Consider the following 11,552-nt stretch of genomic DNA (forward strand, 5'->3'; position numbering starts at 1 on the left):
TTCGTCTTAAGCCAGGTATTTAGTTTAATCATATATAAATTGTAATTATTTTGGAAAAAAATACAGATACAAACAAAAAAACACAAGACGGTACAACCAATTATAAAGACTATTTAGTTGATCTTATAATTTATATATCCGCATTATTTCTTGCGAGACAAATATATATCCCTCAAATTGGATATATAGCCAGTGTTATTTTAGGTTCTCTTATAGCCTTTTCTGTAGCAACGTGGCGAATGCGTGTAAGAGGTATAAAATGGAAAGATTTGGGGTTATGTAAACCAAAGAATTTTTGGATAACCTTATTAACCGCTGGTTTAATAATAATCACGGTGATTTGTTTTATAATAGTTTTTGAAATAATCAAAGACAATTTCCCTCTCAATCTTCGTGAACACAAATCCTCAGGGGTTAGTCGATTTGGTGATCTAAAAGGAAATATCCCATTGTTTTTATCAATTATTCTATTTGTCTGGGTAGAATCGATGCTAGAAGAATTAATTGATAGAGGTTTTATGCTAAACTGGTTTGAAAAATTACTCTCATTTACCTCTGTAAGGACAATTCTTGCTGTGGTAATACAAGCAGTATTATTTGGTTTTAGACATTCTTATGACTTATCAGAAAGATCGATTACTGTTGGAATGATTGGATTGGTTATGGGAATAGCTTATGTTATTTCTGGCCGTAATTTATGGGCATTAATAATAGCTCATTGTATTTTAAATAGCTTCTCTATGTTAGAAAGAGTTTTTTAAAAAAATTATAAGTTTGTAGAAATGAAACTTTCAAATTTTAGAGCATATTATAAAAAGCACGCTAATCTAACAGAAGAACAGTTAGATTTGTTAACAGCTAATCTAAAAACAGGATCCTTTTCCAAAGGGCAAATCATATTGCGTGCTGGAGAAGTCTGTAAAGATTCTTTTTTTGTAGAAAACGGATTATTACGCTCTTTTACAATTAACGAAGCTGGAAAAGAACATGTTGTACAATTCGCTCCCGAAAACTGGTTTATCAGTGACAGAAGTAGCGCTTTTTTTAATGAACCTTCATATACTAATATTGATGCTCTGGAAGATACAAAAGTGGTATACATACGTCACGATTTTATTCCTAAAGCTTCAGAAATTAGTTTTGCTCTAAACACATATAATGAGAAAGCACTTCACAGTCATATACGAAGTCTTCAAAAGAGACTAATTCTTTTATTAAGTACCTCTGCTGAAGAGCGATACCTTTCTTTTATAAAATCTTATCCAGATTTGTTACAAAGAGTTCCTCAATGGATGGTTGCATCCTATTTAGGAATTACACCAGAAAGCTTAAGTAGAGTTAGAAAAGAATTGATCAGAAAGAATTTTTAATCATTCTAAAACACCTTTCTTACCATACATCAATGTACAAGCGTTAATGCTGCAATAATTTTGTGCTATCAATTTAAATACCATTAGTAGTATGAAAAAAGTAGCTGGAATTTCAACAAGCAGTAGTAAAAAATCAATAAATAAAGAGTTATTAAAATATACTCTAACACAAATACCCAAAATCGAAACAACTATTCTCGATTTGGGAGAGGATATACCTATCTATAACATAGATATTGAAGAAACACAGGGTATCCCCGATTATATAACTTCTTTATATCAGGAGCTTCAAAATTATGATGGGTTTATTCTGGCTTTACCAGAACATAATGGTTCAATGACCGCTTTATTAAAAAACACATTGGATTGGTTATCAAGAATTGATAGGAACATTTTTAATAATAAGAATGTATTTTTATTAAGTACTTCTCCTGGTCCTTCTGGCGGACAATATGCAGTTCGGCAAGTAAGCCAGGTAATCCCTTTTTTAGGAGCCAAAGTTGCAGCCTCTTATAGTCTACCTGGTTTTTACAACGAATTTGACAACGGCATTTCTTCAATAGAAGAGAATGAGAAACTACATACTTCTATACAAGAGTTTGTTAAACAACTTTAAAATTGAATATCTAAAAAGGAAAAAAAATAGCTCACTATTTAGAGATAATTCAATATCAGAAAAATAATAACACAATAAAATTAGAAACTATGATTGTAAAAAACAGCTTAGATCAGAGAAGGTTGTTTGGAGGCGATAAATTTCAAATAGAATCGACTTTACCAGGAATTAACATGAACAATCCCGATGATATAGGATTAGTCCAGTTAGGACGAGTCGATTATTCTTATATAAAAAAAGGATTTGTTGTATCCATGCATCCTCATAAAAATGACGAGATCTTATCTTATATCAGAAAAGGAAGAATGACCCATGAAGATAGTACCGGAAACCTCATCCCTATTCATAATACTTATATGATGATGATGAATGCTGGAAGTGGTATTCTTCATGAAGAAACAGTTGTTGATGTTGGTGAAGATGTAGAAATGCTTCAAATCTTTATACGTCCAGAAAAAGATGACATAGAACCTAGCGTACAGTTTTATGATTTTAAAGAAGAATACAGTATAAACAATTGGAGATTGATTGCTGGGTATAAAGAAGAAAATACTCCGCTTGTCATTAATAGCAAAATAAAGGTTTTTGACAATCATCTTACCAAAAACACTACACTTCAGGTAAATAAAGGTAAAACAGGTTTATTATATGTTTTTGATGGTGATATTAAAATCAATAACACAGTTTCATTGACCAAAGGAGAAAGCCTTGTACTGGACGAAGATCTAAGTATTGAATTATTAAATAGATCAGCTGATTTAGTGTATTTTGAGTTAGATCAAAATGCTCCTTTCTCACGTTCAGGACCTTATAGTGGTCTCACTTAATCTTAAAATATTTTATCTAATTAGAAAGAGCTTTTGATTTTATCAATCCTCAATAAAGCTCTTTCTTATCATACATCAATGCAGAACATTCTTTATACATCGAAATTTGAAGTATAAATAAATTTTAATGAAAACTCACATCTCATATCTATTAATTATTCTTTGCATTGGAATTACTTTTAGTCAGGAAGGTAATTCAAATACAAAATCAAAACTTCCACCCTTTAAAGTTTTACGAGCAGAGGAAAACTATTCTTATTTAAATAATAAGAAAAAAAATCCATACGAAAAAGACTTCTTTGATCCAGTTAAATTTATTCCTTTAAATAAAAGTAAAGATGCATACCTATCTTTTGGTGGTCAGCTCAGATCACGATTTGAACATTATTCGAATAGGTTATGGGAAAGCCAAAAAGATCAGGATTTCTATTCACAGCGTATTAATCTACACGTTAATTTGGTGTTGGGAAAATATGTACGGGTTTTTGGAGAGCTTTACCATGGGTATACCAGTCACGAAAGAGAGTTTACAGAATTTGACGAAATAGATTTTCACCAATTATTTATTGATTTTAAACTACCACTTCAAAATGATTCTCGATTATTATTTCGGTTTGGTCGTCAAGAAATGCCATTTGGAGCCGCACGGTTGGTAGGTTTACGTGAAGGGCCAAATATTCGTAGATCTTTTGATGCCGGTAGATTGATATTTAAAAACGAGGAAACTAATATTCAAGCATTTTATGCTCGCGAGGTACAACCAACCTTTAATGCGTTTGACAATAAGTTTACCTTATTTAAGAATGATGCGATTAATCCAAAGCTTTGGGGTGTATATTCCCAGTTTAAAATAAGAAAGTTCAATGGTTTAAATGAGGTGTATTATTTAGGTTTTCAATCAGATAATGCTCGATTTAATGATGTGACAGGTAAAGAAACCAGGCATAGTATAGGGATTCGTCGTTTTGGTACATCCGGAAAACGTTGGCAGTATAATACCGAAGTCATTTTTCAATTTGGTGAAATAGGAAATTCGAACATTAACGCTTTTGATATTGAAACGGATTGGCACTACAAATTTATCAATACTCCCTGGCAGCCAAGACCTGGTCTGAAGTTGCAATATACAAGTGGAGATAAAGACACCAATGATCAGAAGATAAACACTTTTAATCCAATGTTTGTTAATCCCTCTTATTATAGTTTGGCTTTAACCATTACTCCTGTTAACCTTATCGGAGTACACCCTTCTTTTAGCATTCAACCTACAGAAAACTTAAACTTATATCTAGAATGGGCCTTCTTTTGGAGAGCTTCTAGAAATGATGGTTTATATCAACCACCTCGCTTTGTAAATAGAGAAACAAACGGGGTTTCTAATAGAAATTTAGGAAATCAGTTCGGTTTTAAAGCTTCATATGAGATTAGCCGGCACTTATCATTTGATTGGGACTTGAGTTATTTCATAGCTGGAGATTTTCAAAAAGCAACAGGCGAATCAGAAAACATTCTTCACTTCGCACCAACGTTAAGCTATAAATTCTAAAAAACACTTTAAAAATTCTAATTCAAAATAATGATTATGAAAACAATTCAAAAAATAATGGCATTTACAGCTATAATTCTTTTTACCATAGGCTGTAAAACAAATACCGACAATGATAAAATATTGGCAGTAAATTCGAAACCTACAACCACAAAAAGAAGTATTAATATAGAAGAATACACATTACCTGGAGCAAGTATTATGACTTTTGGCCCAAATAATGTTTTGTTTGTCGGAGATAGCAAATCGGCCGTAGTACATGCATTAAGTACAGAAGCTATAGAACTAAAAGATCCAGTACCGTATAACCTTAGAGGAATCGACAGAAAGATTGCAGAAAAACTAGGTATTGCCGCTTCTGATGTTGTTATTCAGGATATGAAAATTCATCCTGTAAGTCAGGAAGCCTATATTTCTGTAAAACGAGGTTATGCTCCAGATGCAAAATCATTAATTGCTATAGTAAGTCCTAAAACAGGTGATGTTCGGTTTTTTAATGTAGCTAAGGCTGAACATACCAAAATAGATATATTAGGAACTCCTGAAAACACTCCTAACTTTTGGAGAGATATTCCTGCTTATACTCTAACGATCACGGATCTTGATTTTCATAAAAATAACTTATATGTATCGGGCTTAAGTAATGGTGAATTTGCATCTACCCTACGTGTAATTCCTTATCCATTTAATGGAAAACAGACCAAGGTGAACAGTATTGAGATGTTTCATACCGTGCATGTACAAAATGAAACTCGAGCTCCTATCAGAACGATGTTATTTCAAGAGCTCAATGGTGTAGAAACACTGATTGCAGCATATACTTGTACGCCATTGGTTACGTTCCCAGTTTCTCAAATAACAGAAAATGGAAACATGAAATCTAAAACAGTAGCCGAATTAGGTTATGGAAATGTCCCTATAGATATGCTTGTTTTTGATGCGCAAGATTTTGAAGGTAAAATTGACAAAAAGTTATTGATTATTAATAAAAATCGTAGTGGTAGTATCATTTCTATTAAAGATTTGGAAAAAGCAAACCTAGGAAAAGGGTTAACTACCTATACAGACGGGCCTGAAGGGTTACCTATATTTCCTGTACCTCTATCTGGTGTTATGCATATCGATGACCAAAACCCTATGCTGTTAACTGTTTTAAGACGAAATATAGATAAAGGGACTGTCGATTTATTATCAGAATTAAAAGGAACATATTTTCGTTTAAGTGATTTTATAAATGAATTTGATTTTACTGACTATAAATATCCAAAAGGAGCAGAACTTTATAAAAATTATCACAATATGTCAAGACCTCTTGAAGGCTATCCAGAATTAGTACGAAAAAATTAATATTAAAAGGCCCTAGCAAGTTTTATACAAAACTTGTTAGGGTTAATATCATAAAATAATGCATAGAGTTTTCTACATATTTATTATTTCATTTCTTTTTGCATGTAATGATTCAAAGGACATTAAGCTTACTGTTCTTAAAGACAAGATAGTATTTCATAATAGTCATCTATCTGACCAACCTGTTAACATTTATATATGGGACATTAATGAAAACAAATTAAGCACGATTCCTTTAGCAGGAAAATTTAAGTTTAATAATGCCAATATATCCGAATTCATTCCGGATTTTCCTTTGCTAGAAAACACACAGTACGTATTAGTATACAACATTAAAAAAGAAAAAAGAAAACAGTGGTTTTCACTTCCTAAAAAAAACATCGATCCTCTGTCTATAGAATCTGTCTATCCCACTTTAGATTCGCTTCCTGAAAATCTTCTTCGAATGTACATTGTTTTTTCAAACTCAATGAGAACTTCTGGTACTCTTGAAAAAATCAGGTTATATGATGAGAAAAACAATGATGTAAGTCATGCTATTTTCAACAATGTGTATGAACTGTGGGATAAAGATCAAAAAAGATTGACAATTTTATTTGATCCTTCTCGAGTCAAGACCGGTTTACAGGCAAATCAAATCATGGGAAGAGTTTTAAAACCTAATCAGAAATGTTCTTTAATTATAGAAAATGTAAAAGATATCCATGGTCAAACCTTAAAAATTTCACATAAAAAAATATTCACAGTAATTAAAGAAGATATATCTGAACCTAATACAAATCTTTGGAAAATAAAAGCTCCTAAACCTAATACAAAAGAACCATTGGCTATAACCTTTCCTAACACGCTAGATTATGGTTCACTATTAGGGAGTATACATATTTTAAATCAAGAAGGCTTTTATCTCAAAGGAAAGATAAAAACCCTTAATAAAGAAAAAGAGTGGCAGTTTGTACCTGATGAAAAATGGAGTCTTGGAAATTACAATATCCAAATAAATACTAGACTAGAAGATCCATCAGGAAACAACTTACAGGGGTTATTTGACCACAAAATAGGAACATTAAAAAGTAACACTCAAGGAAATATTGTAAGCCTTAAATTACTTGTTCAATAAAACCAAATTCATTTATTAAATCATTAAACAACAAAACAATGTATCTTAAAAAACAATCCGTTTCTTATATCTTAGCATTTACCTTTGTATCTGCTGTAGCATTCATTTACTTATTTATTGCAATAGGATTTGTACCATATTGGCAGGAATTAGATGGCTTTCAAATTCAAATATGGTTTTCAGGTCCTTTTAATCGATTCTCTTATTTAATGATTCCTGTTCATTTATTGTCAATTATAACAATGATTGGAGCATATAGATTACATAAAAATACGAGAGGAAATTTAAAAAAACTATGGTTTTTATCCCTTGTAACTTTGCTTATTTGTCAAATGTATAATTTTACCCTTTTTAGTTTTGTTTACAATCCAGCTCTACAATCTGGTATACTTGAGCCTTTGATCGCTTTAAAAACATTGGATAATTGGGGTTTTCATCATAATGTACGAACATTCTTCGTTTGGATAAGTTTAATTGGTTTCATTATAATAGGAATTAATTCAAAAAAGAAAAATTTACTGTAATATAAAAAAGCCATTTTATACGTACAGCTTATTCTTTATATCTAAACAAACACCTCATAATCCATCAATAAGATAACTAAAAAAAACTTTGTATCCTTAAAGTTGTAATTGTTGAGGATAGTCATCACTATTAAAAAAACAAAAGAACATAATCCTTACAGATACTGAGATATTTTAATATTAATTAAGAATATTAAAAAATATAAGCTACATAGACATTTTGATGTCTAATTTGTTTTCAAACAAACTAATAACAAACCACTTACCTTGATCACAATGACAATATCAATATCTAAAAGATTCAATAATTTCTTTTACTGTTTGGCGTGCGGTTTTGCCTACTCCATAAATAGTGGCAGAAGCAAAGCCTGTCCAGCTACCGTAGCCTACTAACCAAAGTTTAGGCTCTAAAATAGATCGTGTATGTTTGGTTTTAATTCGGTTATTATTGATAACGTTTAAAGGTTCTAAATGTTTAAGATTTGCTTTAAAACCTGTACACCATATTACAATATCAAATTCTTCTTTAGTACCATCATCCCAAAGCACACCATTTTCATAAAAAGCTTTAAATGGTCTATACGAGGTATAAACGCTTCTTTTATGAGCCTCTCTTACTGTTTCTACCTGAACTATATTGCTTAATGATATTTTTGTAGAATCTTTTACTGATGATATCGTTGACGATTGGTTATAAAATTTTCTTGTTGCTTCATTAAAAAGATAACGACCATCAATATCTTCTGGCAGGAAAATGGGCTCTTCTAATGTTACCCATTTGGTTTCGGCAACTTTTGAGACCTCAGCCAAAATCTGTGCGCCAGAATTACCGCCTCCTACTACCAGTATTTTCTTGTTTATATAATTATCAGTATTTCTATAATTCAAAGAATGTATTTGTTCTCCTAAAAAAATAGTAGAATTATCATATTCGGGAATAAAAGGGTTTCTAGCTGTTCCTGTTGCGCTTACCAATGTTTTGGAATAAAACTCGTCTTTGTTAGTTTGAATTTTAAAAAGTTCATTTTCTTTAGTTACCTGAATAACTTCAGTTTTCCTCCTGATCGGAAAATCATATCGTTTTTCATAAGCATCGATATAACTTAAAAACTCGTCTTTGGTAGGATATTCTTCTTTTCCTTTTGGCATCATCCAACCTGACAAAGAACTAAAGGTGACTGGTGAAAACAATTTCAAACTATCCCAGGTTTCTAACCACGATCCTCCAGGTTTTTCCTGATCATCCAATATTAAGTAATCAAGTTTATGTCGCCTTAAAAAGTAAGCGACTGATAGCCCTGCTTGTCCTCCTCCAATAACAATAGTATCATATATTTTCATGAATTGCTACTTTCAAATTATTAAAAGCTTCTTGTATTTTGGGTAAAGGAGATGCTATATTCATTCTTGCAAATTGTTTGTACTCTTTATCAAACCAGTAACCAGGTGTGAGTCCTAGTTTTGCTTTATCTACCAATAAATCATTTAACTCTTCTTTAGAATAATTGAATTTACTAAAATCTAACCAAACCTGATATGTCCCTTCAACCGGATACATAGCTATCATAGAAAGCTCTTCTTTTAGGTATTCTTGAATCCAGATAATTGTTTGTTCTAAATATGTTAATAGTTCATCCAACCAGAAATCTCCATATTTAAACGCTGCAATCGTAGCAAAAGTGGAAAAAGCATTTCCGTGATTCAAATACATGGAATCAACCTCGTTTTTAATTTGTTGTCGAATGGATTCATCAGGAATATAAAGATATCCGTTAGAAATACTTTGCATTCCAAATGTCTTGGCTGGAGAACCTATAAGTGTTATTTGATTTTTTGTACTAAATGATGTGATACTCTGAAATTTATGCTTTGAATAAATAATATCAGCATGAATTTCATCGCTTATAATAGTTACATTATATATGCTGGCTAGTTTGATTACTTTTTCAAGTTCTTCGTGTTTCCATACGCGACCAACTGGATTATGAGGGTTGCATAATAGTATTATTTTTACATTTTCAGTTTTCAGTTTTTGTTCTAAATCCTCAAAATCCATTTCATAAGCCCCATTTACCATTTTTAATGGGTTTTTTACAATCTTTCGGTTTGCCGTTTTAATGATTTGAGCAAATTGATGATATACAGGAGTTTGTATTAACACGCCATCATTTATCTCTGTTAATTCGCGAATAGCCAAAGAAATACCAGTTAATACTCCTGTAACCTGAACAAAAGCATTTTTATCAAGTAAAAGTTGATGCCTTCTCTCATTCCAACTTACAATTTCTTTATAAACATTGCTAGCATCAAACTCATAGGCATAAATACCTCTATCAACCAATCTTTTTAATTCTTTAGAAATAGGATCTGCAACTTTAAAATCCATATCAGCTATCCAAAAAGGCATAACATCATCAGATCCAAATATATGTTTTAGCATTTGAGGATTATGCTTTGCAAAATGATGTTTGTAGTTTTCTAAAACGTTGTCAAATAAACTCATATTTTTTTAGTTTTATCTAATGAGATGCAAAAAACAGAAAATGATGCATGCCATTGTTTTTAATTTTTATGAACACCTATTACAATGCGTTCTACAATTTTCTTTGCGGTAGTTAAAGTTGATAAATCTTTAAAAATCTCTCCTGTTTGCCCTGAATGATGGCCATGACCTATTAACTCCATAAGATAATAATTCTTACCATCGTTCATGTCTATTTGAGCATCAAAAATGATAGAAGGTTGACCTAATTGCCCGGTTCCGCTATGATATACTTCATCCTCAGGAAAATCAAACTCAGAATAATATTCGTTATCATCAAAAGCTACATTTAGCTCTATTTTTAACCTGAAATTAGAAATCTTAGCGATTGAAGTTTTTAATTTAAAATTATCCGTGATAGTTGCTCCAGTAATTGCATCAGGAAGTGGGTTTTTATTTGTAGGAACATACAATCCATCTTCATATTTCACATCTCTTTTGTGTGACCAAACGGGTAATGCATTTACTCGTCTATAATCTCCTGAAGTTTCTTTTTCTTCATCAAAACTTTTATAATTTTCTTTATTTCTCCCTCCAAAAAATAATCCTCTGGCAGTTGCCTTTGATACAAATAATGTTTCTTGATAATTTCCTGTACTATCTTCTATCCAAATTGCCATCTGCGGATGCCAATAATGTTCTGATCGTAATAAATCTATAGTTAAATGTACATTATTGACTGTATTCATTTCTATAATTTCATATTCTGAAAGATTTAATTCTTGTTCAGAATTAGCTTTTAATCTTGCTCCATAATTCATTATATATTCAAAAGGTTTTGCTTGATAATAGGCTCCAAGAAAAAAAAGAGATATCGCGGTAAAAACAAATACAATGAGTTTTCCTTTACTATATGTTTTAATAGAACGAAAGTTGTTTTTGAAATGAAATAGCACTCCAATTGTAAATAGTATTCCAAAAATTGTATGTAATAATGCTACCACACGAGAGTATGTATTAAAGAAAGATAATACACCTGTAATGCATAAAACAATAAAGCTTATGGCAATAGAAAGACTTATGATTTTCCTAAAAGTCATAAAAAGAGTATAATAGTTAGTAATTAAGAACCCTCAATCTTTACATTAAGGATTCTTAATCGGTGTTTAAAGAAGTTTTTTCAAAGCTTCAATTCGATTAGTTAGATATACCACCTGTTTGGCCTTACTCTCGGGAAGTATAAATTCTGGAGTTTTATAGTTTAATTTTTCAGAAAACGCTTGTTCTACGATCTTAACTTCTTTTGTGATAATTACTAGGCTTTCTTCATCTGTTTTACCTACTATACCATGAATATCGTATGATCTTGCTTCAAAGTTTATCTTTTTTGATTTTTCCATATTGGCTTTAAGAGCAATTAAGTTACTTCTTAGGGTAGTTATTATTTTGGCTTCACCAAACTTTGTTTTAGCACCTCTACAACTAGAAGGAGAACATCCAGAAGTGGATATATCTGATGCAGTCGCTGAAGTTGCACACGTAGTTTTTGATTTATCATTATGTTTTTTTGAGCAAGTAGTTTTCTCGTGGTTTTTACCACTACTATCAGAAGATTGTGCAATCGCATTGGTATTCAAGAACATTCCAATTATGAACGATCCTAATACTAATGGTGATTTTAAGTTAAATTTCATCTTTTTGTTTTTTTATAATTTGTTTATTC

12 protein-coding genes are annotated in these 11,552 nt (G+C 31.2%); 8 read left to right on the forward strand and 4 right to left on the reverse strand.

What is annotated here, in order from left to right; all coding sequences use genetic code 11:
* Window positions 1-50: 50 nt before the first annotated feature.
* The 8 genes from U0D62_RS01890 (at window position 51) to U0D62_RS01925 (ending at window position 7,347) form a co-directional block, all read left to right on the forward strand.
* Window positions 51-761, forward strand: a complete 711-nt coding sequence (locus tag U0D62_RS01890) for a CPBP family intramembrane glutamic endopeptidase (protein ID WP_322193527.1) — start codon at window positions 51-53, stop codon at window positions 759-761.
* Window positions 762-782: 21 nt separating this feature from the next.
* Window positions 783-1,370 (forward strand): Crp/Fnr family transcriptional regulator, encoded by a 588-nt coding sequence (locus tag U0D62_RS01895; RefSeq protein WP_322193528.1) that lies wholly within the window; start codon window positions 783-785, stop codon window positions 1,368-1,370.
* Between the two features lie 91 nt (window positions 1,371-1,461).
* Window positions 1,462-1,986 (forward strand): NAD(P)H-dependent oxidoreductase, encoded by a 525-nt coding sequence (locus tag U0D62_RS01900; protein ID WP_322193529.1) that lies wholly within the window; start codon window positions 1,462-1,464, stop codon window positions 1,984-1,986.
* An 89-nt stretch (window positions 1,987-2,075) separates the two neighbouring features.
* Entirely contained in the window at window positions 2,076-2,813 is a 738-nt protein-coding gene (locus tag U0D62_RS01905) for a pirin family protein (protein ID WP_322193530.1), read from the forward strand.
* Window positions 2,814-2,940: 127 nt separating this feature from the next.
* On the forward strand, window positions 2,941-4,359 hold the full coding sequence (locus U0D62_RS01910; RefSeq protein ID WP_322193531.1) for an alginate export family protein: 1,419 nt from the start codon (window positions 2,941-2,943) through the stop codon (window positions 4,357-4,359).
* Window positions 4,360-4,395: 36 nt separating this feature from the next.
* Window positions 4,396-5,706 (forward strand): hypothetical protein, encoded by a 1,311-nt coding sequence (locus tag U0D62_RS01915; RefSeq protein WP_322193532.1) that lies wholly within the window; start codon window positions 4,396-4,398, stop codon window positions 5,704-5,706.
* 58 nt (window positions 5,707-5,764) lie between these two features.
* Window positions 5,765-6,823, forward strand: a complete 1,059-nt coding sequence (locus tag U0D62_RS01920) for a hypothetical protein (protein WP_322193533.1) — start codon at window positions 5,765-5,767, stop codon at window positions 6,821-6,823.
* Between the two features lie 38 nt (window positions 6,824-6,861).
* The gene (locus U0D62_RS01925) at window positions 6,862-7,347 is read left to right on the forward strand and encodes a hypothetical protein (protein ID WP_322193534.1); all 486 of its coding nucleotides are present in this window, start codon (window positions 6,862-6,864) and stop codon (window positions 7,345-7,347) included.
* Window positions 7,348-7,632: 285 nt separating this feature from the next.
* Here U0D62_RS01925 and U0D62_RS01930 read toward each other — a convergent pair whose 3' ends face one another.
* The 4 genes from U0D62_RS01930 to U0D62_RS01945 form a co-directional block, all read right to left on the reverse strand.
* Window positions 7,633-8,688 carry an ArsO family NAD(P)H-dependent flavin-containing monooxygenase gene (locus U0D62_RS01930; RefSeq protein ID WP_322193535.1) on the reverse strand — a complete coding sequence of 352 codons (1,056 nt, stop codon included), beginning with the start codon at window positions 8,686-8,688 and terminating at the stop codon, window positions 7,633-7,635.
* Window positions 8,675-9,850: a MalY/PatB family protein gene (locus U0D62_RS01935; protein ID WP_322193536.1), complete on the reverse strand. Its 1,176-nt coding sequence runs from the start codon at window positions 9,848-9,850 to the stop codon at window positions 8,675-8,677. The genes U0D62_RS01930 and U0D62_RS01935 overlap by 14 nt, the downstream gene beginning before the upstream one ends.
* Window positions 9,851-9,909: 59 nt before the next feature.
* On the reverse strand, window positions 9,910-10,929 hold the full coding sequence (locus U0D62_RS01940) for a hypothetical protein (protein WP_322193537.1): 1,020 nt from the start codon (window positions 10,927-10,929) through the stop codon (window positions 9,910-9,912).
* A 66-nt stretch (window positions 10,930-10,995) separates the two neighbouring features.
* Complete coding sequence (locus U0D62_RS01945) at window positions 10,996-11,523, reverse strand: hypothetical protein (RefSeq protein ID WP_322193538.1); 528 nt, start codon at window positions 11,521-11,523, stop codon at window positions 10,996-10,998.
* Window positions 11,524-11,552: the final 29 nt, after the last annotated feature.

Origin of the sequence: Aquimarina callyspongiae (genome assembly GCF_034322225.1) — a bacterium.
Classification (GTDB): Bacteria; Bacteroidota; Bacteroidia; order Flavobacteriales; family Flavobacteriaceae; genus Aquimarina.

What these genes read in the sequence shown, in the direction of transcription:
- U0D62_RS01895 (WP_322193528.1), top strand. Translation starts at nt 783, where the DNA reads ATGAAACTTTCAAATTTTAGAGCATATTATAAAAAGCACGCTAATCTA.
- U0D62_RS01900 (WP_322193529.1), top strand. Translation starts at nt 1,462, where the DNA reads ATGAAAAAAGTAGCTGGAATTTCAACAAGCAGTAGTAAAAAATCAATA.
- U0D62_RS01905 (WP_322193530.1), top strand. Translation starts at nt 2,076, where the DNA reads ATGATTGTAAAAAACAGCTTAGATCAGAGAAGGTTGTTTGGAGGCGAT.
- U0D62_RS01910 (WP_322193531.1), top strand. Translation starts at nt 2,941, where the DNA reads ATGAAAACTCACATCTCATATCTATTAATTATTCTTTGCATTGGAATT.
- U0D62_RS01915 (WP_322193532.1), top strand. Translation starts at nt 4,396, where the DNA reads ATGAAAACAATTCAAAAAATAATGGCATTTACAGCTATAATTCTTTTT.
- U0D62_RS01920 (WP_322193533.1), top strand. Translation starts at nt 5,765, where the DNA reads ATGCATAGAGTTTTCTACATATTTATTATTTCATTTCTTTTTGCATGT.
- U0D62_RS01925 (WP_322193534.1), top strand. Translation starts at nt 6,862, where the DNA reads ATGTATCTTAAAAAACAATCCGTTTCTTATATCTTAGCATTTACCTTT.
- U0D62_RS01930 (WP_322193535.1), bottom strand. Translation starts at nt 8,688, where the DNA reads ATGAAAATATATGATACTATTGTTATTGGAGGAGGACAAGCAGGGCTA.
- U0D62_RS01935 (WP_322193536.1), bottom strand. Translation starts at nt 9,850, where the DNA reads ATGAGTTTATTTGACAACGTTTTAGAAAACTACAAACATCATTTTGCA.
- U0D62_RS01940 (WP_322193537.1), bottom strand. Translation starts at nt 10,929, where the DNA reads ATGACTTTTAGGAAAATCATAAGTCTTTCTATTGCCATAAGCTTTATT.
- U0D62_RS01945 (WP_322193538.1), bottom strand. Translation starts at nt 11,523, where the DNA reads ATGAAATTTAACTTAAAATCACCATTAGTATTAGGATCGTTCATAATT.